This is a genomic window from Rhodococcus parequi, assembly GCF_046042785.1.
Taxonomy (GTDB): domain Bacteria; phylum Actinomycetota; class Actinomycetes; order Mycobacteriales; family Mycobacteriaceae; genus Prescottella; species Prescottella parequi.
On record NZ_JBDLNV010000008.1, the window covers coordinates 184,595 to 210,387 of the forward strand.

A 25,793-nucleotide genomic window follows, 5' to 3' on the forward strand; every position below is an offset into this window, starting at 1 on the left:
GGACGACGGCGACGGGCACCGGCAACACCAGCGGGGTGGCCAGCGTGAACGCCACCGTCAGCAACGGCGCCAGCAGCCGTCGCGGCTCGGGCCGCAGTTCCGGCGCCGCCGGGTCGGCCATCCAGTTCCGGGACCTCGTGCCGTCGTCCATCGTCAGGCTCTCGTCTCGGTGAGTTCGGCAGCCTTGCCCTTGTCCTTGCCGTGGCCGAGTCCGACGTGCGCCTCGTCGCGCATGCGCTCGACCATGTGCGGGTAGTGCAGCTCGAATGCCGGACGCTCCGACCGGATGCGCGGCAGTTCGGTGAAGTTGTGCCGCGGCGGCGGGCAGCTGGTGGCCCACTCGAGCGAGTTGCCGTAGCCCCACGGATCGTCGACGGTGACCACCTGTCCGTAGCGGTAGCTCTTGAAGACGTTCCACAGGAACGGCAGCGTCGAGGCACCGAGGATGAACGAACCGACCGTGGAGATCGTGTTCAGCGTGGTGAAACCGTCGGTGGGCAGGTAGTCGGCGTAGCGGCGCGGCATACCCGAGGCGCCGAGCCAGTGTTGGACCAGGAAGGTGGTGTGGAAACCGATCAGCGTGGTCCAGAAGTGCCACTTCCCGAGGCGCTCGTCCATCATCCGGCCCGTCATCTTCGGGAACCAGAAGTAGATGCCCGCGTAGGTGGCGAACACGATGGTGCCGAAGAGCACGTAGTGGAAGTGCGCCACCACGAAATAGGTGTCGGTGACGTGGAAGTCGAGCGGCGGGCTCGCGAGCAGGACGCCCGACAGGCCACCGAAGAGGAAGGTCACGAGGAAGCCGACCGAGAACAGCATCGGCGACTCGAACGTCAGCTGTCCGCGCCACAGCGTGCCGATCCAGTTGAAGAACTTCACACCGGTGGGGACCGCGATGAGGAACGTCATGAACGAGAAGAACGGCAGCAGCACCGCTCCCGTCGCGTACATGTGGTGCGCCCACACCGCGATCGACAGTGCCGCGATGCCCATCGTGGCGTACACCAGACCGCTGTAGCCGAAGATCGGCTTACGGGAGAAGACCGGGAAGATCTCCGAGACGATACCGAAGAACGGCAGCGCGATGACGTACACCTCGGGATGGCCGAAGAACCAGAACAGGTGCTGCCACAACATCACTCCGCCGGTCGCGGGGTCGAACAGGTGCGCACCGAGGTTGCGGTCCACCCACAGGCCGATCAGCGCGGCGGCGAGCAGCGGGAACACCAGCAGGATCAGCAGCGACGTGATGAAGATGTTCCACACGAAGATCGGCATCCGGAACATGGTCATGCCGGGCGCCCGCAGGCACACGATGGTGGTGATGAAGTTGACCGCGCCGAGGATCGTGCCGACGCCGCCGAGCGCCAAGCCGATGATCCACAGGTCCGCGCCGACGCCGGGGCTGTGCACACCGTTCGACAGCGGCACGTACGCCGTCCAGCCGAAGTCCGCGGCGCCGCCGGGAGTGATGAAGCCGGCCGTGGCGATCAGACCGCCGAACAGGTAGAACCAGTAGCTCAGCGCGTTGAGGCGCGGGAAGCTCACGTCCGGCGCGCCGATCTGCAGCGGGACGATGTAGTTCGCGAAGCCGAACACGACCGGGGTCGCGTACAGCAGCAACATGATCGTGCCGTGCATGGTGAACAGCTGGTTGAACTGCTCGTTCGACAGGAACTGCAGGCCGGGGATCGCCAACTCGGCACGCATCAGCAGCGCCATGAGGCCGCCGATGAGGAAGAACGCGAACGCCGTGACCAGGTACATGATCCCGAGCACCTTGGGATCGGTGGTCGTGATCATCTTGTAGATGAACGACCCCTTGGACCCGACCGTGCCGCCGCGGGCAGGGGCCGGCCGCGACACTGTCGGCGTTCGTGGTGGAGCTAGATCGATCTCGGGGTTGGCAACCATACCGACATGGTCGGACGTCCGAGGGTTCTGTCACGAGGGCCTAAGGTCCCGACAGTTCCCGCCGACGGGCACCAATTCTCCCGATCACGGCGAGTGCCGGGTTCCGGTGTGCTTGCCGCGGGACGGCTATCCGGCCAGTGCCACCGCCTTGCGGGCTATCGCGAGTTCCTCGTTGGTGGGGACGACGAGCACCTCGACCGCGGAATCGTCCGCGCTGATGCGGCGCTCGCTCCGCTCGGGCGACCGGTTGCGGGTGTCGTCGACCACGATACCGAGACCGTCCAGTCCCGCGAGGGCATCGCGCCGGACGTCGACGTTGTTCTCCCCGACCCCGCCGGTGAACGTGACGACGTCGACGCCACCGAGTTCGACGAGATACGCACCGATGTAACGGCGCAACCGGTGCACGTACACGTCGTACGCGAGTTTCGCGTCCGGGTTTCCGTCCGCGATCATTCCCAGAACCGACCGGAAGTCGTTCTCTCCGCACAGCCCCTTGAGCCCGGAGTGCCGGTTGAGGAGGTCGTCGATCTCGTCCACGCTCATGCCCGAATTCCGGTGCAGGTACAGCAGGATTCCCGGGTCCAGGTCACCGCTGCGGGTGCCCATCACCAGCCCCTCGAGCGGTGTCATGCCCATCGACGTGTCCACCGCGCGCCCGCCGCGGATCGCCGACGCCGACGCCCCGTTGCCCAGGTGCAGCACGATCTGGTTCAGGTCCCCGAGGTCGCGGCCGAGGAACGCGGCGGCCCGGCCGCTCACGTACTCGTGCGACGTTCCGTGGAAACCGTAGCGGCGCACCCGATTCGCGCGCGCCACCTCGGCATCGATCGCGTACGTCGCCGCGGCCTCGGGCAACGTGTGGAAGAACGCCGTGTCGAACACCGCGACGTGCGGGATGTCGGGCAGCTGGGCCATCGCCACCTCGATACCCACGACGTTCGGCGGGTTGTGCAGCGGCGCCAGCGTCGACAGTCGGCGCAGTTCGCGCAGTACGTCGTCGTCGATGATCGTCGGTTCGTGGAACACCGCGCCGCCGTGGACCACGCGGTGCCCGACGGCCACGATGCCGCGCTCGCGCAGCGGCGGGCCGGTCTCGGCGATGACGTCCTCGGCGGCGTGCAGCCCGGCGGTGTGATCGGCGATGTGCAGTTCGCGGTCGATCTCCCCGCCCGGGTAGCGGTACACGATGCGCCCGGTGCGCTCGCCGATCCGTTCCACCAGACCGGTGCCCACCGACTCGCCCGCGACGGGGTGCACCAGCTGGAACTTGATCGACGACGAGCCCGAGTTGATCACCAGCACTACGGGTTCGGTCACGGAAGCTCCTCCTGCGCCTGGATCGCGGTGATCGCGACGGTGTTGACGATGTCCTGGGCCAGCGCCCCGCGCGACAGGTCGTTCACCGGCTTGTTCAGGCCCTGCAGCACCGGCCCGACCGCGACGGCGCCAGCGCTGCGCTGTACGGCCTTGTACGTGTTGTTGCCGGTGTTGAGGTCCGGGAACACGAACACCGTGGCCCGGCCGGCCACCTCGGAACCGGGCAGTTTCGCGTCCGCCACCGACGGCTCCACTGCCGCGTCGTACTGGATCGGCCCCTCCACCAACAGGTCCGGGCGTCGATCGCGGACCAGCGCCGTCGCGGTACGGACCTTGTCGACGTCGGCGCCCGAGCCCGAATCACCCGTCGAGTACGACAGCATCGCCACGCGCGGCTCGATCCCGAAACGCGCCGCCGTCTCCGCCGAGGAGATCGCGATGTCCGCCAGTTGTTCCGCCGTCGGGTCGGGCACGACCGCGCAGTCGCCGTACGCGAGCACCCGATCGGACAGGCACATCAGGAAGATGCTCGACACCGTCGACACCCCCGGCCGAGTCTTGATGATCTCGAGCGACGGCCGAATGGTGTGCGCCGTGGTGTGCGCGGCGCCGGACACCATTCCGTCGGCAATCCCCCTGTGCACCATCATGGTTCCGAAGTACGAGATGTCGGTCATGATCTCCTGGGCCCGGTCGACGGTCATGCCCCTGTGCGCCCGCAGCGTCGCGTACTCGACGGCGAACTCCGTGACGTAGTCGGAGCGGCGCGGATCGAGTACCACCGCCGTGGACAGGTCCACACCCAGTTCCGCGGCCCGGGCACGCACCTTGGCCTCGTCGCCGAGGATCGTCAGGTCCACCACCCTGCGGCGGAGTAGGCGTCCGGCCGCGCGCAGGATGCGATCGTCCTCACCCTCCGGCAGCACGATGTGCTTGCGGTCCGCGCGGGCACGGTCGATCAGCTGATACTCGAACATCTGCGGCGTCGTGACCGACGGGATCTGCAGGCGCAGGCGTTCGATCAGCGTCGGGGCGTCCACCCGGCGTTCCACCAGGCTCAGCGCGGTGTCGACCTTGCGCAGCGAGCCCACCGCGACCCGGCCGCGGGTCTGCGCCGCCGTGTGCGCGGTGTCGAAGGTGCCCATCTCGGTGGTGAGAATCGGCAGCCGCGGGTTCAGTCCCGCCATGAGCTTCGCGATCGCCGGATGCGGCGCGATCCCACCGTTCATGATGATGCCCGCCAGCGACGGGAATCCCTGCGCCTCATGTGCGCTCACCATCGCGAGCAGGACGTCGGAGCGGTCACCCGGCACGATGACGACGGTGCCCTCGACGAGCCGTTCGAGGATGTGCTCGGCGGTCATGCCGCCCACCATCACCTTCAGCGCCTCGCGCTGCAGCAACGCCGAGTCCCCGCTGTAGAGCTCACCGTCGACGGCCACCAGCAGTTCGGCCATCGTCGGCGCCACCAGGAGCGGAATCTCCGGCAGGCTCCACGCCGGCACCCCCAGCGGTTCGAGGGCCGCGGCGTACTCGTCGAGCATCTCCGGCGCGCACCGGTTCGCGACGATCGCGACCAGGTGCGCGTGCTGCGACGCCAGTTCCACTGCGCACATCTGTGCCAGCTGCCGCACCTCGTCGGGGCTGCGGTGCTGGCCGCGCAGGGTCAACAGCACCGGCGCCTCGAGGTTCGCGGCGATGCGGGCGTTGTAGCCGAGTTCACTGGGACTGGCGACGTCGGTGTAGTCGCTGCCGACGATCACCACGGCGTCGCACTCCGCGGCCACCTCGTGGTAGCGGGAGACGATGTCGCTCAGGGCGCCGTCGGGATCGGCGTGCACCTGCTCGTACGTCACGCCCAGGCACTGCTCGTAGCTCAGGTCGGCCGTCGTGTGATCGATGAGGAGTTCGAGGATGTGGTCGGTCTCGTCGTCGGCGCGGGCGATGGGACGGAACACACCCACCCGCGCCGTCGACGCGCACAGCATCTGCAGCACCCCCAGCGCCACCGTCGATTTCCCGGTGTCCCCCTCGGGGGAGGCGATGTAGACGCTCGACACCGTGCTCGAAACAGCCATGAGCGACAGCCTAGTGACGATCGCGCATAATCGGCGCCATGACCGATACGGCATTCCCGGACGTCCGGTGGGGCTCGGACACCAGCATCCTGCGCCGCCCCGCGACGGCATTCGCCGCCACCCGGCTCGGCTCGTGGACCATCCGCTCGCTCGCCGGGGTGGACCGGAGACTGCTCACCCGGAGCAAGGGCCGTTTCACCGTCCTCGGGCCGATCGGTGCGCCTACCGTGCTGCTGAACACCGTCGGGCGCAGGTCCGGACAGCGCCGCACCAGCCCGCTGCTCTACATCCGCGACGGCGACCGTCTGGTGGTGGTCGGCAGCAACTTCGGTCAGGCCCACCACCCGGCGTGGACGTCGAACCTGCTGGCACAGCCGGAGGCGAGCGTGACGATGGCCGGACACGACATCCCGGTGCTCGCCACACAGGTCACCGGCGACGAGAAGGACCGGCTGTACCGGCAGTTCGTCGAACTGGCCGGCGCGTACGCCGTCTATCAGGGCCGCACCGACCGCGACCTCCGGATGTTCGTGCTCACCCGCCGCTGACCGTTCCCTCTTGATGGCAGACGGGGTCAGACCACCGACGCGCGGTCGATGTCGGACACGTCGGCGCCCGCCGATTCGAGTCGCTCGAACAGTGCGTCGGTGCCGTTCTTCGACGCGAACTGCAGCTCGGAGTCGGTGATCGGCACCGCCTGCAGCCACGTCGTGACGTCCTCTTCCCGGTCGACGAGGATCTCGAGGGTGGCCCAGATGAACGGGACGACGAGCAGCACGTGCCGCGTGGAGCGGCCCGGGTCGGCCGCGTGAACCGCGTTGGGAACGATCGTGTTCGGGGTGACGTGCAGCGATCCGGACGCCGCCTGGAACGCGCATTGCGCCAGGACGTCGGAGAGCAGGCGGTAGTCGGCGCGGCCGACGGTGATCAGTTCGGTGCGGATCGGGCGGCCGTCCTCGGTGGTGACGTTCGTCGGGAAGCGCACCATGTCGAGGGTCGCGTAGGACGCGTAGCCGGGGCCGGGGCAGCCGTCGCCGACCGCGATCGACACCTCTTCCGGGTCCTCCCCGTCACCGTCCGGATCGACCGGTGCCCGGAACCGCAACACCTGTGGCGACACACCGAAGACCTCGCCGACTCGGTGTGCCGCCGCCCGGACTTCTTCACTCGCTTCCATGGGAACGAGCCTAGAGCCCGGTTCCCGGTGAACGGGCGTCAGGCCAGCGCGCGCAGGCGCGGTGCAAGGTCGCGCTCGAACAGGTCGAGGAACCGCTTCTGGTCGTGTCCCGGCGCGTGGAACACCAGGTGGTTGAGCCCGGCGTCGAGGTACGGCTTGATCATCGCGACGGCCTCGTCCGGGTCGGACGAGACGATCCACCGCTTGGCGACCTGCTCGATCGGCAGGGCGTCGGCGGCTGCCTCCATCTCGATCGGGTCGTCGATGCTGTGCTTCTGCTCCGCCGTCAGCGACAGCGGTGCCCAGAACCGGGTGTTCTCCAGCGCGGCGTCGGGGTCGGTGTCGTACGAGATCTTGATCTCGATCATCCGATCGATGTCCGCGAAGTTGCGGGCCGCCTTCTCGGCACCCTCCTTCACCGCGGGGACGAGCTTCTCGGTGTACAGGTCCATGCCCTTGCCGGACGTGCAGATGAAGCCCTCGCCCGCGCGGCCCGCGTAGCGCGCGACGACGGGACCGCCGGCCGCGATGTAGACCGGGATGCCGCCCTCGGGGACGTCGTAGATCGATGCGCCCTTGGTGCTGTAGTACTCGCCCTCGAAGTCGACGCGGTCGCCGGTCCACAGGTCGCGCATCAGCTGCACCGACTCACGCAGACGCGCGAAACGCTCCTTGAACTCGGGCCATTCGCCCTTGAAGCCGGTCGCGATCTCGTTGAGCGCCTCCCCCGTGCCGACACCGAGCATGACGCGCCCCGGGTACAGACAGCCCATCGTCGCGAACGCCTGCGCCACGACAGCCGGGTTGTAGCGGAACGTCGGAGTCATCACCGACGTGCCCAACTGCAGCCGCTGGGTGCGCTCACCGACCGCCGTCATCCACGCGATCGAGAACGGCGCGTGGCCACCGTTGTGCCGCCAGGGCTGGAAGTGATCGCTGACGGTGACGCTGTCGAGGCCGTGTTCCTCGGCCATCACACCCAGCTCGACCAGATCGCGCGGCCCGAACTGCTCCGCGGACGCCTTCAACCCCAACTTCAATCCCTGTGCCACCGGTTCTCCGATCGTCTACCCGATTCGATTCGGTTTCGAGTATGCCCCGCGTCACTCTCGCGCTGCAGCCCTGTCTCACCCGTCGAGGTCACCGGGATGCCCGAGATCGTGTTCGACGAGGTCCGGGGACGGCGTCCAGTCGTACACGACCGCCGTCCGCAGCAGGATGTCCTGCAGCGAGCGCCGACGGGCGTCGAACGCCACCCAGAACAGCCCGAACCCGAACAGCACGCACAGGACGGCCCGGGCCGCACACCGCGGGAACCGGACGAGACGGCCGTTGCGGCTGACGAGACGCAGCCCCATCGCGACCGCCCCGACGGTGCGGCCGCTGGTGGACCAGCACACCGTGAGGTACAGGACGGACAGCGCGACGAACGTCGTCGCGGACAACAGGAACTGCGCCTGCGGGAACCGAAACTCCTGCGGCGAGAACAACAACCGGGTGAACATCAACCCCAGGTAGATCATGCCCATCAGGAACAGCACGACGCCGATGTCGATGAGGGCGGACAGACCGCGAGTGACGATGCCCGCCGGGCGATGCTCGGGATCCGCGCGCCGAAGCTCGGTCATGCCTCACTGCCTTCGTGGTCTTCGCGACCTTCACGACCTTCGCGGCCGAACAGACGCCCGACGAAGCCGGCGACGGCGTCGTCGGCCGCCATGCCCTGGGACCGGGCGCCCCGCACCGCCTCCGTGGACATCGTGCTCGTCGATTCCCTGATGATTCTGGGCAGATCGACCCCCTCGATGACCTCGTTGGACAGCCCGACCAGGTCGACGCGCCCGATCACGGCGTCCACGTCCACCCCGGCGGCGATCCTGTCCACGTCCACCTTCGCGGCGATCGCGTTGACATCCACCTTCGCGGCGATCGCGTCGACGTCCACGCGCTCGATGATCCGGTCGACGTCCACGCGGGCGGCGACCTCGTCGACATCCACCCGGTCCAGGATCGGCGCGATGTCCACCCGTGCCGCGATCGCATCCACGTCGACCCGGTCGATGATCCGCTCGATGTCGATGCCCTCGGCGATGGTGTCGAGGTCGACGTGATCGCGGACCACGGCGGTGACGTCCACTTCCGCGAGCGCGGCGGCGACGATCCGACGCACGACGGCTCGCAGCACTCGGTCCGCGAGGGCGTCCGCCGACCGCAGGGTCTCGGCCCCACGCGACTCGAGGACGGCCAGACCGGTGTCGACCCCGGGTGCCCGGCGCGCGAGATCGAGCGCCGGGCCCGCCGCGAAGCGCAATGCGTCGCCGAGGAATGCGACGGATCCGGCCACGACGCGCGCCGGATCGGGGGTTCTGTTGCCGTCCATACCGAACATCCAAGACCGAACGGGCGCAAAATGCACGCTCCTGGTCCCAGCGGTGTCCGGAAGCCCCACCCCCGCACCACATCCGCGGATATGCTGGCGTGAGCTTCATTCAGCCAGAAAGCAATTCAGGCCTTTTCGGCCGGAGGTGCGCGATGCGAAGCTCTGGGGCGACGGACGGTGCCCGGCACCGGATCCTCCACTCACTCACGCTCGTCGGGGTACTGGTGGCCTCGCTGCTCGGTGCCTCACTCACCGCGCGGGCCGCCCCGTCGAACGTCGCGTACGTGGCCGGGACGGTCCAGGTGAGTGACCGGGTCACCCGGATCTCGGTGTACTCGCCGTCGATGGACCGCGTGGTGACCAGCGACGTCATCCATCCCACCGGCGGCGGACCGGCGCCCACGTTCTACCTGCTCACCGGCATCACGGGCGGCGAGGACGGCGTCTCCTGGTACAACAACACCGACGTGACGAACTTCTTCGCGGACAAGCACGTCAACGTGGTGCTGCCGGTGGGCGGCAAGTACTCGATGTACACCGACTGGGACAACGACGACCCGGTCCTCGGCCGCAACAAGTGGCAGACGTTCCTGACGAGGGAACTGCCGCCGGTGATCGATCGTCAGTTCGGGACCACCGGCGTCAACGCGCTCGGCGGCGTGTCGATGGCGGCCGGCCCGGTGCTCGACCTCGCGATCCAGGCTCCCGACGTCTACCGCGCCGTCGGCTCGTACAGCGGGTGCGCGGGCACCAGCGACTTCAACGGTCAGGCGATGGTCCGCTCGATGGTCGAGGTACGCGGCGGCGGCAACGTCAACAACATGTGGGGCCCGGGCGGCGGGCCGCAGTGGATCGAACACGACCCGGTGGTACAGGCAGAACGGTTGCGCGGCAAGGTGTTGTTCCTGTCCGCCGCGACCGGTATGCCCGGAGCCATCGATCGGCTCGATCCGCTGATCGCGATCCCGCAGGGCATCGTGGGTGGTCTGCTGGAGTCGATCACGATGCGCTGCACCGCGGTGATGGACGCCCGCCTGCAATCGCTCGGAATCCCCGCGACCGTCGTCTACCGCGACGTCGGCAGCCACACGTGGGGCGTGTTCGAGGCCGAGATGCGCGATTCGTGGGCGGTGCTCGGCCCGGCGATCGGGGCATGACGGATACTGGACCCTGTGAGCACCGAAGAGCGGAACCCCGGCTGGACGTACCTCATGGACATGGACGGGGTTCTCGTCCACGAAGAACACATCATTCCCGGCGCCGACGCCTTCCTCGCCGAACTGCAGGAAGCCGGCACCCCCTTCATCGTGCTGACCAACAACTCGATCCGCACACCCCGCGATCTGCGGGCGCGCCTGCTGCGTAGCGGCCTCGACATCCCGGAGAAGTCGATCTGGACCTCCGCGCTCGCGACGGCGACGTTCCTGAAGAACCAGCGCCCCGGCGGAAGCGCCTACGTGGTGGGCGAATCCGGGCTCACCACGGCGCTGCACGAGATCGGCTACGTGCTCACCGACAACGACCCCGACTACGTCGTGCTCGGCGAGACGCGCACCTACTCGTTCGAGGCGATCACCACCGCGATCCGGCTCGTCGAGCGGGGTGCCCGGTTCATCGCGACCAATCCGGACGCCACCGGACCTTCTCGCGAAGGTTCGCTTCCCGCAACGGGTTCGGTGGCCGCGCTCATCACGCGTGCGACGGGCCGGGAACCGTACTACGTGGGCAAGCCGAACCCGCTGATGATGCGCTCGGCGCTGCGCGCGATCGGGGCGCACTCGGAGAACACGCTGATGATCGGCGACCGGATGGACACCGACGTCGTGTCGGGTCTCGAGGCCGGCCTGCAGACCATCCTGGTGCTCTCCGGCATCTCCACCCGCCAGACCGTCGAGACGTTCCCGTACCGCCCGACGCTGGTGCTCGATTCGGTCGCCGACCTCGTGGGCCGCGCCGCGAACCCGTTCTGAACCGGACGTCTCACGCGATCGCCGCGTAGGCGGCCTGGACGAGCCGGTGCGCGCGACGGTCGCCGGCGAAGTAGTCGCGCTTGAGATTCGGGACGAACGCGATCGCGAGGCCGCTGTCGGGATCCGCCAGCCCGACAGCGCCGCCCGCACCCGGGTGTCCGAACGCGCCCGCGGCCACGTCGGGAAGTTCGAAACTCTGTGCGGGACGCATGAACCCGAGCCCGTACGCGCTGTCGGTGAGGAGTACCCGGTCTCGGCCGCGGACCCGCACCCGGATCGCGTCGTCCAGTGTTCGATGACTCAGGGTCACCCCGTGCACGAGATCCCGGTAGAAGCGGGCCAGGGCGCGGGCCGTGGTCACCATTCCCGCGGCGGGCCAGCCGCCACCGAGCAGGGCGGGATCGTTGTACGACGCGGCGGGGTTCGCGGTGGCACGGAAGATGAGCGAACCGGGCTCCGCGTACGCCGCGCCGATCCGGGTCTGCGTCGCGATGTCGATCAGTGCCGACTTCGGTTCCCCGCGTTTCGGGACGCTGATCCGCGCGGCCCGCGCGATCGTCCCCGCCGGGGCGCCGATCCACAGGTCCGAACCGAACTCGGTGTGCACGAACTCCCCCACCGGTGCCCCGGTGTGCCGGCGCACCAGTTCGCCGATCAGCCACCCGAACGTGAGGGCGTGGTAGCCGAAACCGCTGCCGGGTTCCCACTCCGGCCGCTGCCGGGCCAGCCGGTCCGCCATCGCGACCGGGTCGGCGGCCTGCGCCACCGTCACATGCCCGTCGAAGGCCGGCAACCCCGCCTGGTGGGTCAGCAGATGTTCGACGGTGACGCCACCCTTGCCGTTCACCCCGAATTCGGGCCACCACTCGGCGACGGCGTCGTCGAGGGCCACGTAGCCGCGGTCGACCAACAGCAGCGCCGCCGCCGACGTCACCGCCTTGGTGCACGAGAACACCACGCACGGGGTGTCCCACGACCACGCCCGGCCGGTTCGCCGATCGGCGACCCCACCCCACAGGTCCACGACGGGCCGGCCGTCGGCGTACACGGCCACGGCAGCGCCCAGGTTCTGCCCGTCCGCGAAGCTCGCCTCGAACACCTCGCGAACACCATCGAACGCCGAATCACATTGACCCTGAACAGATGCCATGAACACCTCGAATCGGGCGTCTCCCGGGAGCGGGCCCCGATGCCAGGCTATTGCGCACCGTCCGGCCGCGCATCCAGTTCGGTGTCAGAACGAGCGCAACGGCGTCGCCACGCCTGCAACCATCAGCACCACCGCTTCGGACTCCGCGGCGACCGCCGAGTTCACCCTGCCGAGCAGATCCCGGAAGCGCCGGCCCGCCGGCGTCGGCGGCACCACGCCGCTGCCCACCTCGTTGCTGACCGCGACCACGGGCCCCGCCGCCCGGCGCAGCGCACCCAGCAGGTCCGTGACGTCGGCGTCGACGGCCGCCCAGTCGCCGCCGGTCCACACGCCGTGGTGGTCGAGTCGTGCGGTGAGCCACGTGCCGAGGCAGTCCAGCAGCACCGGCTCGCGGACGTCCCGCAGCACCGCGGCCACCTCCGACGTCTCGACGGTCGTCCACCCCGACGGACGCCGGGCCCGGTGCAGCGCAACCCGCTCCGCCCACTCCCGATCGCCCTCCCGGACGCCCCCGGTCGCCAGGTAGGTGACCCGCGGTTCGGCGGCCAGCAGCGCCTCGGCGTACGTCGACTTACCGGCTCGGGCGCCGCCGAGGACGAGCGTGCGCGACGCCTGTCCGGACCGCACGAGGGGTTCACCGATCTGCACGGCGGTTCCGTCGTCCACGACCCGAGCACCCCACGGCGCCAGGTGTTCCGACAGTTCGGACGTCGGCGGGTTGTAGTGGCTCAGGTGTACCGCGACGACGTCGGTGGTCGCGGTGACAGCGCCCGCCTCACGAAGCGCGGCGAGGGTGCGCGGGAACGTCGTCAGATCGTGGTGTCCGGCACCGAGATCGGAACGGGTACCGAAGGTCTCCTCGAGGAACACCGCGTCGTAGCGGGCATCGTGGACGGCGCCGAGTGTCGACGACGGCAGAGGCCCGGTGTCGGTGGCCCACAGCAGGCGCCCACCCTCCGGGCCGGCGACGTCGTAGAGCACGCTGTCGCCGTCACGGAACACCCGGTGCGCGGCCTCGAGAACCCGAACCTCGTACCCGTTCAGCACAATTCGTTCACCGGGAACGACGGGGACGAACCGCACCGGATCGTCGGGCCCCACCCAGTCGCGGCACAGGTCGAGCGCGTCGGCCGGACCGACGACGTCGAGGGGCCGGTCGCGGCGCACCCACGACCGGAACAGCAGCGCCGCCGGATTCAGGTGGTCCGGGTGGGCGTGGGTGAGCAGGAGGTGCCGCACACCGGCCAGCGAACGTCCGGCCCGCACGGCCGCGCGCGGGACGTCCGGGCCGCAGTCGAGCAGGATCGCGTCGTCGATCAGGGCCGCGGTCTGACCGCGGATCTCGCCGCGCTCGGCGGCGATGCGACACGACGCGCACACGCAGAAGGGGTTGGGCCACCCGTCGGCACTGCCGGTGCCCAGCAGTACGACCTCGATGGCCCAACCCCTTCCGTGCGTGCCGACCGAATGTCAGATGCGTTCAGTCCACCCGAACGTGTGACATTCGGCCACAGCGAACGTCAGCGCAGCGCCTGCGCCAGATCCTCCAGCAGATCCTCGGGATCCTCGAGACCCACCGACAACCGCACGACGCCGTCGGACAGCCCGATCGCGGCACGCCCCTCCGGTCCCATCGCGCGGTGCGTGGTGGTGGCCGGGTGCGTGATGAGCGACTTGGAGTCACCGAGGTTGTTCGAGATGTCGACGACCTGCAGCTTGTTCAGTAGTTCGAAGGCACGCTTCTTGCCCTCACCGTCCGCCGAGTCCAGCTCGAACGTGACGACCGTGCCGCCACCACTCATCTGCGACGTCGCGAGTTCGTGCTGCGGATGCGATTCGAGGTACGGGTACTTGACCCAGCGCACCGACGGATCGGACTCCAGGAACTGCGCGATGCGCAGCGCACTGTCCGTCGAGTGACGCACGCGCAACGGCATCGTCTCGAGACCCTTGAGCAGGGTGTGCGCGTTGAACGGGCTCAGCGCCGGGCCGGTGTGGCGGATCAGCTGCTGCACCGGGCCGTCGATGTAGTCCTTCGGTCCCAGGATCGCCCCGCCGAGGACGCGGCCCTGGCCGTCGATGTGCTTGGTGCCCGAGTACACGATGACGTCGGCACCGAGGTCGAGGCTGCGCTGCAACAGCGGGGTGGCGAAGACGTTGTCGAGGACCACCTTCGCGCCCGCCGCGTGCGCCATCTCGGACACCTTGCGGACGTCGACGAGGGTCTGCATCGGGTTGGACGGCGTCTCGAAGAACACGGCCGTGGTCGGCACCGACAGCGCCTGCTCCCACTGGTCGAGGTCCTCGCCGTCGACGAAGACGGTCTCGACGCCCCAGCGCGGCAGGATCTCGTTGCACACCACGAAGCATGAACCGAACAGGCTGCGGGCGGCGACCAGGCGGTCGCCCTTGCCGAGCAGCGCGGCCAGCGCGGTGAAGACCGCCGACATGCCCGACGCGGTCGCGTAGCAGCCTTCGGCGCCGTCGAGCAGCCGCAGCCGCTCCTCGAACATCTTGACGGTGGGGTTGCCGTAGCGGGAGTAGACGAAGTGGTCGACCTCGCCGGTGAACGCCTGTTCGGCCGCCTCGGCCGACTCGTAGACGAAGCCGGAGTTGAGGTAGATCGCCTCGGACGTCTCCTCGAAACCGGAACGCAGCGTGCCGCCGCGGACGCCCAGCGTGGCCGGGCGGACCGACGCGGGAAGCTGCTTGCGGAAGGACCCGCCCTGCGGGATCGCGCTCACGACTGCGTCCAGGGCAGACCCGCGGCCCGCCACCCCGACGTGCCGCGGCGGCGGTCGCCGCCCAGACCGCCCTCGAAGCCGTCGAGCACGTTGTAGGACGGTCCGATGCCCGCGGCGGTCGCGGCCTCGGCCGCCCCGATCGAGCGCTGGCCGGAGCGACACAGGAAGATCACCGGTCGCGCGTCGGCGGTGCCGACAGTTCCATCCTGGGCGCCACCGACGATCCCGGCCTCGACGAGCTGGTCGACGAAGGACTCGTTGCGTGCACCCGTGGGATAGCTCACCCATTCGATGAGCACGGTCCGGCGGTCGATGGTCGACGTGTCGGGCACCCCGACGTATCGCCATTCCGCGTCGGTCCGCACATCCACGAGCACGGCTTCCGGATGCTCGCGCAGCAGCTCCCAGGCTTGCTGCGGCGTTATGTCACCTGCGTAGCTCACCGCACCAGCTTTCCACAGAGTCGGATCGGGCGTAGCACGCGGATGGCGCGATACGCGAGAACCTCGGCGGCTGGCGCGTCAGTTGCAGACGAGCCAGCGGTCGTCGCCCTGCACGAACGTCCACGTCGACGTCGTCGCGCCCTTGTCGTCGTCGGCTGCGATCCGGACGTCGGCGGTCGCGCGGTTGCCGTTCACGACGGCGTTGTCGAGCGCCTCGACGCGGACCTCACCCTCGCGTCCGGCGATCGGCGAGCGGTCCTCGGCGAACCCGTCGCACACCATCCGATCGAGGGCTTCGGCGTCGTCGTTGTTGCTCGCACGGACGAAGTCGGTGGCGGAGGCGTTCAACCGGTCCGCGTCGGACCGGCTCTCGTCGGCGGGCCGCAGCAGCGCCGAGACGACAATTCCGATCATCAGGATCGCAACTATTGACACCGCGAGGATGAACGGCTTGGCCGTGGTCCGCGAGGGGTCGTCGACAGGGGCGTGCTCGTCGCTCATACCTGCAAGTTTCGCGTGCCCGCACCCGCAGCGTCCACCCGGGTCCCACACAACGCGGGCCACAAATCTCGTTTGTGCCCCCTCAACCTCGAGCGCAGTACCCGGGATGTCCAGACCCCCCGAGCATGAGGTGCGCGCAGCCTTCGGGTTCTAGCATGAAGGCGGGGACACCGTGAACTCCCGGGAATTCACACCCGCCCCCGCTCCGCGACACCCCAAGTAAGGCGGGGCTCAGTTTAAGCTGGAGCCTCACGCATTCGTGTCGCAAGCACACGTACGTCCGTCCAATCGAAAAGGTAGTTCGCCTCAGATGACTGACCAGACTCGTCCACTGCGCGTGGCCATCGTCGGTGCCGGCCCCGCCGGGATCTATGCCGCCGATGCGCTCATGAAGTCCGACACCGAGGTGAGCATCGACCTGTTCGAGCGGATGCCGGCCCCGTTCGGTCTCATCCGGTACGGCGTCGCGCCCGACCATCCGCGGATCAAGGGCATCATCACCGCCCTCCACAAGGTGCTCGACAAGGACGCGGTCCGCCTGCTCGGCAACATCGACTACGGCACCGACATCACCCTCGAGGACCTGCGCCGCTTCTACGACGCGGTGATCTTCTCGACCGGCGCCAACGCCGACCGGGCACTGAACATCCCGGGCATCGACCTGGACGGCTCGTACGGCGCCGCGGACTTCGTGTCCTGGTACGACGGCCACCCGGACGTCCCGCGCACGTGGCCCCTCGAGGCCGAGAAGGTCGCCGTGCTGGGCGTCGGCAACGTCGCGCTCGACATCGCCCGCGTGCTCGCCAAGACCGGTGACGAGCTGCTGCCGACCGAGATCCCCGCGAACGTCTACGAGGGCCTGAAGAACAACAAGGCCGTCGAGGTCCACGTGTTCGGCCGCCGCGGCCCCGCCCAGGCCAAGTTCACGCCGCTCGAGCTGCGCGAACTGGACCACTCCCCCACCATCGAGGTCATCGTCGACCCCGAGGACATCGACTACGACGAGGGCTCCGAGATCGCTCGCCGCAGCTCCAAGCAGGTCGACATGGTCGCCAACACCCTGCAGGACTGGGCCATCCGCGACCAGGGCGACCGCCCGCACAAGCTGTTCCTGCACTTCTTCGAGTCGCCCACCGAGATCCTCGGCGAGGACGGCAAGGTGGTCGGCCTGCGCACCGAGCGCACCGAGCTCGACGGCACCGGCAACGTCCGCGGCACCGGCAAGTTCAACGACTGGGACGTCCAGGCCGTCTACCGCGCCGTCGGCTACCTGTCGCAGAACATCGCGCAGCTGCCGTTCGACGACCAGGCGGGCACCGTCCCCAACGAGGCCGGACGCGTCCTCGACGACGAGGGCAAGCACATGGACGCCACCTACGTCACGGGCTGGATCAAGCGCGGCCCCGTCGGCCTGATCGGCCACACCAAGGGCGACGCCAACGAGACCATCGCGTGCTTGCTCGAGGACGCCCCGAACTTCGCGGGTGCGGACGAGCCGGGCGCGGACGCGGTCATCTCGTTCCTCGAGGGCAAGGGTGTTCCGTACACGACGTGGCAGGGCTGGTACCGCCTCGACGCCCACGAGCGTTCCCTCGGCGAGCCCGAGGGCCGCGAGCGCATCAAGGTCGTCGAGCGCGAGGACATGCTCCGCGCCAGCGAGCCGCACAAGGCCTGATTCTCGGGCTCCCAGCTGAAGGGTCCCTGCGTGCGCTGTCAGCGTACGAAGGGACCCTTCAGCTTTTCGCGGGGCATGATGAACGGGTGTTTGACGCGCACGTGCACATCATCGACCCGCGGTTCCCGCTGGTGGAGAACAACGGGTACCTGCCCGATCCGTTCACGATCGACGACTACCGCGCCCGCATGGCCGGGTTCGGGGTGGACGGCGGGGCGGTGGTGACGGCGTCGTACCAGGGCACGCTCGGCGGCCCGCAGCTGCTGGCGGCGCTGCGCGAGCTCGGCGACGGCTGGGTGGGCGTCACCCATCTCGATCCCGATGCCACCGACGAGGACATCCTCGAACTGGACCGGGCCGGGGTGCGCGGCATCCGGTTCAACCTTCGGCGCAGCGCCACCGACGTGCAGGTCCTGACGACGCAGGCCCTGCGGGCCTACGAACTGGCCGGCTGGCACGCCGAGTTCTACGTGGATGCGACGCTGCTGCTGTCGCTCGAACCGGTGTTCGCGAAGCTGCCGGCCGTCAGCATCGACCATCTGGGGATGTCGACGCGCGGGCTGCGCTACCTGCTCAATCTCGTCGACCGCGGCGCCAAGGTGAAGGCCACCGGTTTCGGGCGCACCTCCATCGACGACGTCGGCGACGTCCTGCGGCAGATCCACGCCGTCAACCCGAAGGCGCTGATGTTCGGCACCGACCTGCCCGGCACCCGCGCGCGCCGCGCGTTCGAGGCCGCGGACGTCGACATCATCGCCGACGCCGTCGGGGACGATCTCGAGGCCGTCCTCGGCGGCAACGCGCGCGAGTGGTACCGCTGCCCGGCCTGAGTCAGAACGCGAGCACCGCGGCCAGCCACAGCCCGACGGCGAGCAGCGCCCCGAACAGTTCGACGAGGATCGACAGCCCCACGGCCTTGGTGGCGTGCACGGTCGAGATCCACGCGTCGCGGTGGGTACGGTGCCGGGCGGCCTCGGCGACGTACGTGCCGAGCAGGAAACCGAGCAGCAGTCCGACGACGGGGACGACGAAGAACCCGACGATTCCCACCAGACCGCCGAACACCACCGACCGGTTGGGGACACCGGCGTCGCGCATCCGACGCCCCGGCCACGTGTACTTGACGACGCCCGACGCCACGAGCAGCAGCGCCGCGACCGCGAACACGCCCCACCCGGCGGCGGTGGCGTCGAGGATCGCCCACACCAGCAGCGCCCCGGCGATCAGCAGCGTGCCGGGCAGGATCGGCACGACGATGCCGACCAGCCCGACCAGCATCACCAGACCGAGCAGGACCTCGACGCCGGTACTCATGCCGGCCAGCTCACTCCGGTACGACGACGCGCACGCGGGACGCCGCCTCGCGGGCACGCTCACGCGCGGTCGAGGTGTCGGGTCCGGTGGACACCGCGACACCCATACGACGACGGGCGAACGCCTCGGGCTTGCCGAACAGGCGCAGATCGGTCTCGGGCACCGACAGCGCGGCGGCGACACCCTCGAACGCGACACCGGCCGCCTCGACACCGCCGTAGATCACCGCGGACGCGCCCGGCGCTGCGAGCGTGGTGTCGACGGGCAGGCCGAGGATCGCGCGGGCGTGCAGTTCGAACTCGGAGAACCGCTGCGAGCGCAGCGTCACCAGGCCGGTGTCGTGCGGACGGGGGCTCACCTCGGAGAAGTAGACGTCGTCACCCTTGACGAACAGTTCGACGCCGAAGATGCCGCGGCCACCGAGCGCGGTGGTGACCTTCTCGGCGACGTCGCGGGACGCGGCGAGCGCCGCCGGGCTCATGGCCTGCGGCTGCCAGGACTCGATGTAGTCGCCGGAGTCCTGCAGGTGCCCGATCGGCTCGCAGAAGTGGGTGCCGTCGACGGCGCGCACGGTGAGCAGGGTGATCTCGTAGTCGAAGTCGACGAAGCCCTCGACGATGACCCGCCCCTTGTTCACCCGGCCACCGGAAAGCGCGTACTCCCAGGACTTTTCGAGGTCGTCGGCGCTGCGGGCCACGGACTGTCCCTTGCCGGACGACGACATCACCGGTTTGATCACGCACGGGAAGCCGATCCGCTCGGTGGCGGCGCGCACCTCGTCGAGGGAATCGGCGAACGCGTACGGCGACGTCGGCAGTCCCAGCTCTTCCGCGGCGAGTCGGCGAATGCCCTCACGGTTCATCGTCAGCTGCGTGGCGCGGGCGGTCGGGATGACGACCGCGGCGCCCTTCGCCTCGACCTCGGCGAGTGCCTCGGTCGCGATGGCCTCGATCTCCGGCACCACGAAGTGCGGCCGCTCGGCCTCGATGACCCGCAGCAGTTCGGCGGCGTCGCCCATGTCGATCGTGTGCGCGCGGTGCGCCACCTGGTGCCCGGGGGCGTCGGCGTAGCGGTCGACGGCGATCACCTCGACGCCGAGACGCTGCAGCGCGATGATCACCTCCTTGCCCAGCTCGCCGGAACCGAGCAGCATCACGCGGGTGGCGTTCGGGCTCAGCGGCGTGCCGATGCGGGCGGGGACGTCTGCGGGAGTGTCGGGGCGCATGAATCGGACTATATGCGGTCGACACTGGCCATACTGTCGCGATGACCCTGGGACTCGACACCCGCCTGACCCTGCTCGCGGCGGGCCTGATCTTCCTGCTTGCCCTGCTCCTCGGGGTGTGGAAGTACCGGCAGATGGCGACGGCGCCCGATCATCTCGCGCACCCGTACGTCGACATCGCACACCGCTCGGCGCTGATGTATTCGTTTGCGACACTGTTGGTGTCGGTGTTCGTCGAGCTCAGCGACTGGCCGACGGCCGTGAACGCGACGTGCGCGGGCATCCTGGTGTTCTTCTTCGTCGCGGCCATCGGCAGCTACATCGTGCACGGCGCGCGCCGCGACACCACCAACCAGTTCGCACGCCCCGACGCCGCGCTGCGTGTGGCGATGATCGCACTGATCGTCGGCGAGGTGGGCGCGTTCGCGGTGCTGCTCGCGGGCTTCGCGGCCGCGCAACTGCTGTAGCGCTCAGTCGTGCGCCTCGACGTGTGCCAGGAAGTCGAGGACTGCCGCGTTGAACGCGTCGGGCCGCTGCTCGGCGCACGCGTGCCCGGCATCGGGCACGAACATCAGCTCGGCGTCGGGGATCGATCGCGCGATCAGCTCGGTGTGCCGGCGCGGTATGGCGTCGCGCTCCCCGACGATGACGAGCGTCGGGACGGTGATCGAGGCCAGGTCCGCGGCCGGGATGTGCGGGTGCCGGACCATCAGTTCGAGCAGTTCGTGTTGTCGTCGCACCCTCGCCGACAGCGGCGCGACGAGCCCGCCCACGAGCCACGCGAGCGTCGCGGGCACCCGGAACCGGGCACCGAGCCCGTGCGGATCGAGATTGGCGCCGTTGACGATCAGCGACCGCACCCGCACAGGGTCGCGCAACGCCAGGGTGAGCGCGGTGTTGCCGCCGTCGCTGTAGCCCAGCACGTGCGCGCTCTCGACGCCGACGGCGTCGAGCACCGCGCACACGTCGTCGGACAGGCGCTCGAAGTCGAGCGGCCCGTCACCGCGGGTCGAGTCGCCGTGCGCGCGGGTGTCGAGCGCGAGCACCCGGTAGTGCTCGGCGAAGACGGGCACCTGCGCCGCGAAGTATCCGAGGTTCTCGCTGTTGCCGTGCAGGAGCACCAGCGGTTCCCCGTCGCCGTGCTCCTGGAAGTGCAGCCGCGCACCGGCGGCGTCGACGAATCCCACGGATCAGCTCGGCGGCTGATGGATCGAGAGCACGTTGCCGTGCGGATCGTGGAACCACGCGACCCGGGTGCCGTCCGGCGCCGTCCACGCGGCGTGATCGTCCTGATCCATGCCCTGGTAGCGCAGGAAGTCGACGCCCTTGTCCCGTAGCTCGTCGACCGTCGCGGACAGGTCGGCCGTCCGCCACCCCAGCACGGTGTAGCCGGTGTCGGCCTTCGACTGCACCAGCGTGATGCGCAGTTCCGTCCCGCCACCCCCGTCCACGACGAGCGCGAACGGGGTTCGCTCGGTGACCGTCAGACCCAGCGTGTCGACGTAGAACATCGACGACACGTCCAGGTCGGTACTGGCCAGGAACGCGACGAGTTCTCCGGGGAAGGCCATGGCGTCAACTGTGCGCCTCGACCACCGTCGGCGACAAGTCGTCGCAGCTCCGTGACCCGGACCACATCCGGCGTACGGGACGGGTTACCGTCACAGGAACGGAGGTTCGACCATCAGGAGGAAGTACGTGACTACTGCAGGAGCCGAGCGGAAGGGCCCGCTGACGGGCATCCGCGTCGTCGAATTCGCCGGAATCGGGCCGGGCCCGCACGCCGCGACGCTGCTCGCCGACCTCGGCGCCGACGTGGTGCGCGTCCAGCGCGCGGGGATGCTTCCGGCGGAGGGCCGGGTGGGTGACCAGACCGCGCGCAACCGTCGCGTCGTCGAGGCCGATCTGAAGAACCCCGACGACGTCGAGAAGGTCCTCGACCTGCTGGGGCGCGCCGACATCCTGATCGAGGGCTTCCGCCCCGGCGTCATGGAGCGCATGGGGCTGGGCCCCGACGTCGTCCAGGAACGCTGCCCGCGCCTGGTGTACGGCCGCATGACGGGCTGGGGCCAGGACGGACCGCTCGCACAGTCGGCGGGCCACGACCTCAACTACATCTCCCTGACCGGTGTGCTGCACGCGATCGGACGCCAGGGCGAGCGCCCGGTGCCACCACTGAACATGGTCGGCGATTTCGGCGGCGGCTCGATGTTCCTGCTCTTCGGTCTCCTCGCGGCGCTCGTCGAGCGTCAGACGTCGGGCAAGGGCCAGGTCATCGACGCGGCGATGGTCGACGGCACCCTCGCGTTGTCGCACATCATCTGGAACTTCCGGCGCATCGGCATGTGGTCCGACGAGCGCGGCGTGAACTTCCTCGACGGCGGCGCCCCCTACTACGACACCTACGAGACCTCCGACGGCAAGTACATGGCCGTCGGTGCGATCGAGCCCCAGTTCTACGCCGAGCTGTTGAAGGGCCTCGAACTCGATCCGGCGGAACTGCCCGGCCAGCAGGACGGGAGCCGCTGGCCCGAACTGCGCCAGATCCTCACGGACCGCTTCCTCAGCAAGACGCGTGACGAGTGGACCAAGGTCTTCGACGGGACGGACGCCTGCACGACGCCGGTCCTCACGTTCTCCGAGGCCCCGAGCGATCCGCACATCGCGGCGCGCGGCGGCATCATCGAACTCGAGGGCGTGCCCCAGCACGCACCGGCGCCGCGCTTCTCGCGCACGCCGACGACGATGCCACAGCCGCCCGCTCGGGTAGCCACGGATGTCGACAGCCTCTGGCGCTGAGCACTTTTCACCACCCGAAGCCGTCACAGCGGGCCGGACACCTGGAGGTGTCCGGCCCGTCGGCTTTTCTTCGACCGCGCTGCCGGATCTCCGCACGCACGCCGCACCCGCGCCGTCGACGGGTCGCCCACCCCCAGTTCTGAAACAGGTTATCGCGACCGACAGCAGGGAAACGCGCGGCCCATCCGGCCCCGAACAGCCCTTCGCGCACTGACTTTCCACGCTCGAGTCCTGTACCTGCACAGTAGATTTCACTTCAAAACAAGCCGGACGGTCGTTCAGTTTGGCTCTTGATCGATCAAGCGTCAAATTCGCTTATGCCGGGTTTCGAATGCGTGTTAGGTGAAACACGTTCCACTCCAAAGTCGAGAACGTTCGCATTCCGAATCCAGGAGTTTCCTCAATGACGAACCGATGGCGCCGAACAGCGCTCACGACGGTGGCCGCGGCCGCCGGCACCCTGCTCTTCTTCACGGGCAGCGCCACAGCAGAACCCGCGCAGAGTGTTCCGAACGGCTCGCCGGCCCTACTCGCCGACGAGCCCGGACCCTCCGAGTTCGCGACCCGTGTCGACCTGACGATGCCGACGCAGATCAAGACCGGTATCGAGATCGACCTCAAGTCACAGACATTCGCCGTCGACGCCAACAAGGGCGTCAACGGCGGCATGGTCCAGTTCCTCGTCGACGGCGCCCCGACCGGCGCGCAGATCAAGGCCGGCAGCACCGGACTCGCCACCCTCAAGCACACTTTCACGACGGCCGGACCGCATACGGTTGCCGTCCAGTACCTCGGCGGCGGCAAGATCACGGGCGTCACCGACACCGCCGCGGCGAGCACCACCCAGGGGACCATCACGGTCGTCGACCAGGACGTGGCCACGGTCGTGGAGGTTCTGCCCAACGACGCGCCCGTCGAGACCGGCGTCCAGGCCACCCTCAAGGCCAAGGTGTCCCTGCAGTCCGGTGGGGTCCTGCCGATCCGCACCAACGGCAAGGTGGCCTTCTACGACGGCGCCGACCTGCTGGGCACCGCCACGTCGATCCTGACGGACGGCACGGCGAGCATCAAGGCGACCTTCCTGCACGCCGGCACCCGCACGGTCACCGCACAGTTCTCCGGCAACACCGGTTTCGCCCCGTCCACCTCCGCGGATACCGCACTCGAGGTGCAGCACAAGGATCTGGCGACCAGTACCACCCTCCTGGCACCCAACAGCGGCCGGGCCGGTCAACCGGTCACGCTCACCGCGACCGTCACGGCACAGCTGCCGGCCGACGGATCCGTCCAGTTCCTCTCGGGCTCCACCCCGCTCGGCGCGCCGGCCCCGGTCGTCGACGGCGTGGCCACGGCCGCACATATCTTCGAGGAGCCCGGCGAGCACTCGATCACCGCGGTGTTCACGGGCACCGGGTTCGTCGGCTCGACGTCCGCGCCGGCGCCGCTGAACATCGCGGCGGCGCAGCCCGGCGACACCACGACCACCGTCGCCGCACCGGCAGCCACGATTCCCGGCATTCCGGTGACGCTCACCGCGACCGTCGCACCGGCGCCCTACGGCGGCACCGTGCAGTTCTACGTGGGTGACACCCCCGTCGGCGCTCCGGTTCCGGTCGTGAACGGCTTCGCTTCGGTCGGCCATGCCTTCACGGAGGCGGGCACGTTCCAGGTCACCGCGCGCTACAGCGGCCACATCGCAGCCAACCCGTCGACGTCGGCGGCCGCCGCCGTCACGGTCGTCGGGCCCGGCGACGGGACCGGCTCCGTGGAACTGCCGGCGTTCGGCTCACTGACGCTGCCGTTCGGCTCCTGACCGGACGCTGCTCCCCTCCCCTACTTCGAATGCCAAGGAATGCACCATGACTGAAAATTCCGCCAGGCGATATCTCACGCCCTTGTGCGCAACCGGCATCGCCGCCGGGCTCGTGCTGTCGGGGTCCCCGGCATCGGCCGCGACCACGACCACCCCGTTCAACGCGCAGTGCCGGGCCGCGGCGATCCTCACCGTCGACAAGGTCGCACCGCACGTGTTCACCGTCGACGGCCCCACCCGCGTCGACCCGGGCGAGACGTTCACCTACCGCGTCCAGCCGGCGCCGTCGGCCTTCCCCGACAAGGAGAGCATCGCCACCACCACGAACGTCTCCCGGATGAAGATGGACTACCAGCTCCCGGACAACGCCACGTTCGTCGGCGCGGAGGTCGTCCCCGGCAGCGGCATCGGCATCTCCGGAACCCCCGCGAACGTGCTGCGGGTCAACGAGAACGGCGAACCCGACCCGGCCGGTACGATCCTGCGCCTGTCCGGCGACAACGAGGTGATCGGCAACAGCCCCAAGGCCGACAAGAAGAGCCAGGCCGGCATCGTCGCCGACAAGACCAAGAACTATCTGGACGGCACCCCCAGCTCCGACGGCTCGACGTGGTTCCAGCTGCCGGCGATCGACGTCACGCTCACCGCGGGCGCCGGCGGCGAGATCACGCCGAAGCTGCGCACCGGCGGCACCGCATCGAACCTGGGCGACGAGGGCAACTACAACACCTTCCTCGCTCTCGCGGTGGCCCTGGGCGGCAACCAGTGGGCGCCCACCCGCTGTGTCCCCAAGGACGCCAAGGAGGACTCGGCGCCGCTCAACCGTGGTGGCGGCCCGCTCGCCACGATCGCGATCGGTGAACAGACCGGTAACGTCACGACCACCGCGATCACGGTCCCCGAGACGGCGAACGCCGGTGACACGGTGCAGCTTTCGGCCACCGTTGCGCCCGACCCGAACGGCGGCAACGTCGCCTTCCTCGTCGACAGTGTCGTGGTCGGCGAGGCACCGGTGATCGACGGCACGGCCACCCTCTCGCACGTCTTCACGGGCGGCTCCCACAACGTGTCCGCGCGGTACGTCGGCAACGGCACGTTCCGGCCGTCGGCGTCCGAGGACGCCACGATCGTGGTGGCCGGCGGCGGGTCCGGTAGCGCGATCGGCTCCCTGGAACTGCCGTCGCTGGGCTCGCTGACGGCGCCGCTCGGTTCCTGACCGACGGTCCCGGTCGGTGGTGGGGGGGGGCCCGCGCCCCACCCACCACCCCGCAAACACCACCCCGGCCGGGT

26 protein-coding genes are annotated in these 25,793 nt (G+C 69.2%); 10 read left to right on the top strand and 16 right to left on the bottom strand.

The annotated features are described in order from the left end of the window. The first annotated feature begins 44 nt into the window (after positions 1 to 44). Positions 45 to 173, top strand: a complete 129-nt coding sequence (locus tag ABEU20_RS21775) for a hypothetical protein (RefSeq protein ID WP_420166453.1) — start codon at positions 45 to 47, stop codon at positions 171 to 173. Here ABEU20_RS21775 and ctaD read toward each other — a convergent pair. From ctaD to pta, 3 genes are all read right to left on the bottom strand, one after another. Continuing rightward, positions 154 to 1,914: an aa3-type cytochrome oxidase subunit I gene (ctaD, locus tag ABEU20_RS21780; RefSeq protein ID WP_420166454.1), complete on the bottom strand. Its 1,761-nt coding sequence runs from the start codon at positions 1,912 to 1,914 to the stop codon at positions 154 to 156. The two genes, ABEU20_RS21775 and ctaD, sit on opposite strands and share 20 nt — an antisense overlap. Positions 1,915 to 2,040: 126 nt before the next feature. After that, entirely contained in the window at positions 2,041 to 3,234 is a 1,194-nt protein-coding gene (locus ABEU20_RS21785) for an acetate kinase (RefSeq protein ID WP_420166455.1), read from the bottom strand. Further along, on the bottom strand, positions 3,231 to 5,312 hold the full coding sequence (gene pta / locus ABEU20_RS21790) for a phosphate acetyltransferase (protein WP_420166456.1): 2,082 nt from the start codon (positions 5,310 to 5,312) through the stop codon (positions 3,231 to 3,233). The genes ABEU20_RS21785 and pta overlap by 4 nt, the downstream gene beginning before the upstream one ends. 38 nt (positions 5,313 to 5,350) lie before the next feature. Here pta and ABEU20_RS21795 point away from each other — a divergent pair, with 38 nt between their 5' ends. Next, positions 5,351 to 5,860 (top strand): nitroreductase family deazaflavin-dependent oxidoreductase, encoded by a 510-nt coding sequence (locus tag ABEU20_RS21795; RefSeq protein ID WP_420166457.1) that lies wholly within the window; start codon positions 5,351 to 5,353, stop codon positions 5,858 to 5,860. Between the two features lie 26 nt (positions 5,861 to 5,886). On the opposite strand, the gene ABEU20_RS21800 is transcribed toward ABEU20_RS21795, so the two are convergent. The 4 genes from ABEU20_RS21800 to ABEU20_RS21815 all read right to left on the bottom strand — a co-directional run bounded on the left by ABEU20_RS21800 (position 5,887) and on the right by ABEU20_RS21815 (position 8,869). Then, positions 5,887 to 6,489, bottom strand: a complete 603-nt coding sequence (locus tag ABEU20_RS21800; protein WP_420166458.1) for a suppressor of fused domain protein — start codon at positions 6,487 to 6,489, stop codon at positions 5,887 to 5,889. 38 nt (positions 6,490 to 6,527) lie between these two features. Further along, a complete protein-coding gene (gene fgd, locus ABEU20_RS21805; protein WP_420166459.1) occupies positions 6,528 to 7,541 on the bottom strand; it encodes a glucose-6-phosphate dehydrogenase (coenzyme-F420) in 1,014 nt (337 codons plus the stop codon). A 75-nt stretch (positions 7,542 to 7,616) separates the two neighbouring features. Next, entirely contained in the window at positions 7,617 to 8,117 is a 501-nt protein-coding gene (locus tag ABEU20_RS21810; protein WP_420166460.1) for an RDD family protein, read from the bottom strand. Continuing rightward, entirely contained in the window at positions 8,114 to 8,869 is a 756-nt protein-coding gene (locus ABEU20_RS21815) for a hypothetical protein (RefSeq protein WP_420166461.1), read from the bottom strand. The genes ABEU20_RS21810 and ABEU20_RS21815 overlap by 4 nt, the downstream gene beginning before the upstream one ends. 152 nt (positions 8,870 to 9,021) lie before the next feature. Between ABEU20_RS21815 and ABEU20_RS21820 the strand changes: the two genes are divergently transcribed. Continuing rightward, positions 9,022 to 10,026, top strand: coding sequence for an alpha/beta hydrolase (locus ABEU20_RS21820; RefSeq protein ID WP_420166462.1), 1,005 nt, complete (start codon positions 9,022 to 9,024; stop codon positions 10,024 to 10,026). A gap of 54 nt (positions 10,027 to 10,080) precedes the next feature. Beyond that, positions 10,081 to 10,839, top strand: a complete 759-nt coding sequence (locus ABEU20_RS21825; RefSeq protein ID WP_420166576.1) for an HAD-IIA family hydrolase — start codon at positions 10,081 to 10,083, stop codon at positions 10,837 to 10,839. Between the two features lie 10 nt (positions 10,840 to 10,849). Here ABEU20_RS21825 and ABEU20_RS21830 read toward each other — a convergent pair whose 3' ends face one another. The 5 genes from ABEU20_RS21830 to ABEU20_RS21850 all read right to left on the bottom strand — a co-directional run bounded on the left by ABEU20_RS21830 (position 10,850) and on the right by ABEU20_RS21850 (position 15,677). Then, the gene (locus ABEU20_RS21830; protein WP_420166463.1) at positions 10,850 to 11,989 is read right to left on the bottom strand and encodes a serine hydrolase domain-containing protein; all 1,140 of its coding nucleotides are present in this window, start codon (positions 11,987 to 11,989) and stop codon (positions 10,850 to 10,852) included. 84 nt (positions 11,990 to 12,073) lie between these two features. Further along, positions 12,074 to 13,426 (bottom strand): bifunctional adenosylcobinamide kinase/adenosylcobinamide-phosphate guanylyltransferase, encoded by a 1,353-nt coding sequence (locus ABEU20_RS21835; RefSeq protein ID WP_420166577.1) that lies wholly within the window; start codon positions 13,424 to 13,426, stop codon positions 12,074 to 12,076. Between the two features lie 83 nt (positions 13,427 to 13,509). Then, positions 13,510 to 14,733: an O-succinylhomoserine sulfhydrylase gene (locus tag ABEU20_RS21840; RefSeq protein WP_420166464.1), complete on the bottom strand. Its 1,224-nt coding sequence runs from the start codon at positions 14,731 to 14,733 to the stop codon at positions 13,510 to 13,512. Beyond that, positions 14,730 to 15,176: a rhodanese-like domain-containing protein gene (locus tag ABEU20_RS21845; protein ID WP_420166465.1), complete on the bottom strand. Its 447-nt coding sequence runs from the start codon at positions 15,174 to 15,176 to the stop codon at positions 14,730 to 14,732. Before ABEU20_RS21845 ends, ABEU20_RS21840 begins: the two co-directional genes overlap by 4 nt. A 78-nt stretch (positions 15,177 to 15,254) precedes the next feature. Continuing rightward, the gene (locus ABEU20_RS21850) at positions 15,255 to 15,677 is read right to left on the bottom strand and encodes an Rv0361 family membrane protein (RefSeq protein WP_420166466.1); all 423 of its coding nucleotides are present in this window, start codon (positions 15,675 to 15,677) and stop codon (positions 15,255 to 15,257) included. Positions 15,678 to 15,987: 310 nt separating this feature from the next. Between ABEU20_RS21850 and ABEU20_RS21855 the strand changes: the two genes are divergently transcribed. Both ABEU20_RS21855 and ABEU20_RS21860 read left to right on the top strand, forming a co-directional pair. Further along, positions 15,988 to 17,352 carry an FAD-dependent oxidoreductase gene (locus ABEU20_RS21855; RefSeq protein WP_420166467.1) on the top strand — a complete coding sequence of 455 codons (1,365 nt, stop codon included), beginning with the start codon at positions 15,988 to 15,990 and terminating at the stop codon, positions 17,350 to 17,352. An 86-nt stretch (positions 17,353 to 17,438) separates the two neighbouring features. Next, positions 17,439 to 18,182, top strand: coding sequence for an amidohydrolase family protein (locus ABEU20_RS21860; RefSeq protein WP_420166468.1), 744 nt, complete (start codon positions 17,439 to 17,441; stop codon positions 18,180 to 18,182). A 1-nt stretch (position 18,183) separates the two neighbouring features. On the opposite strand, the gene ABEU20_RS21865 is transcribed toward ABEU20_RS21860, so the two are convergent. After that, positions 18,184 to 18,666: a DUF456 domain-containing protein gene (locus ABEU20_RS21865; protein ID WP_420166469.1), complete on the bottom strand. Its 483-nt coding sequence runs from the start codon at positions 18,664 to 18,666 to the stop codon at positions 18,184 to 18,186. A 10-nt stretch (positions 18,667 to 18,676) separates the two neighbouring features. Continuing rightward, the gene (purT, locus tag ABEU20_RS21870) at positions 18,677 to 19,891 is read right to left on the bottom strand and encodes a formate-dependent phosphoribosylglycinamide formyltransferase (RefSeq protein ID WP_420166470.1); all 1,215 of its coding nucleotides are present in this window, start codon (positions 19,889 to 19,891) and stop codon (positions 18,677 to 18,679) included. A gap of 41 nt (positions 19,892 to 19,932) precedes the next feature. Between purT and ABEU20_RS21875 the strand changes: the two genes are divergently transcribed. Further along, positions 19,933 to 20,358 (top strand): hypothetical protein, encoded by a 426-nt coding sequence (locus ABEU20_RS21875; protein WP_420166471.1) that lies wholly within the window; start codon positions 19,933 to 19,935, stop codon positions 20,356 to 20,358. A gap of 3 nt (positions 20,359 to 20,361) precedes the next feature. Here ABEU20_RS21875 and ABEU20_RS21880 read toward each other — a convergent pair whose 3' ends face one another. Continuing rightward, complete coding sequence (locus ABEU20_RS21880) at positions 20,362 to 21,078, bottom strand: alpha/beta fold hydrolase (protein ID WP_420166472.1); 717 nt, start codon at positions 21,076 to 21,078, stop codon at positions 20,362 to 20,364. Positions 21,079 to 21,081: 3 nt separating this feature from the next. Then, on the bottom strand, positions 21,082 to 21,462 hold the full coding sequence (locus ABEU20_RS21885) for a VOC family protein (protein WP_420166473.1): 381 nt from the start codon (positions 21,460 to 21,462) through the stop codon (positions 21,082 to 21,084). A 127-nt stretch (positions 21,463 to 21,589) separates the two neighbouring features. Between ABEU20_RS21885 and ABEU20_RS21890 the strand changes: the two genes are divergently transcribed. The 3 genes from ABEU20_RS21890 to ABEU20_RS21900 all read left to right on the top strand — a co-directional run bounded on the left by ABEU20_RS21890 (position 21,590) and on the right by ABEU20_RS21900 (position 25,719). Continuing rightward, positions 21,590 to 22,690 carry a CaiB/BaiF CoA transferase family protein gene (locus ABEU20_RS21890; RefSeq protein WP_420166474.1) on the top strand — a complete coding sequence of 367 codons (1,101 nt, stop codon included), beginning with the start codon at positions 21,590 to 21,592 and terminating at the stop codon, positions 22,688 to 22,690. Between the two features lie 403 nt (positions 22,691 to 23,093). Then, on the top strand, positions 23,094 to 24,503 hold the full coding sequence (locus tag ABEU20_RS21895; protein WP_420166475.1) for an Ig-like domain-containing protein: 1,410 nt from the start codon (positions 23,094 to 23,096) through the stop codon (positions 24,501 to 24,503). Positions 24,504 to 24,549: 46 nt separating this feature from the next. Beyond that, on the top strand, positions 24,550 to 25,719 hold the full coding sequence (locus ABEU20_RS21900) for an Ig-like domain-containing protein (RefSeq protein WP_420166476.1): 1,170 nt from the start codon (positions 24,550 to 24,552) through the stop codon (positions 25,717 to 25,719). Positions 25,720 to 25,793: the final 74 nt, after the last annotated feature.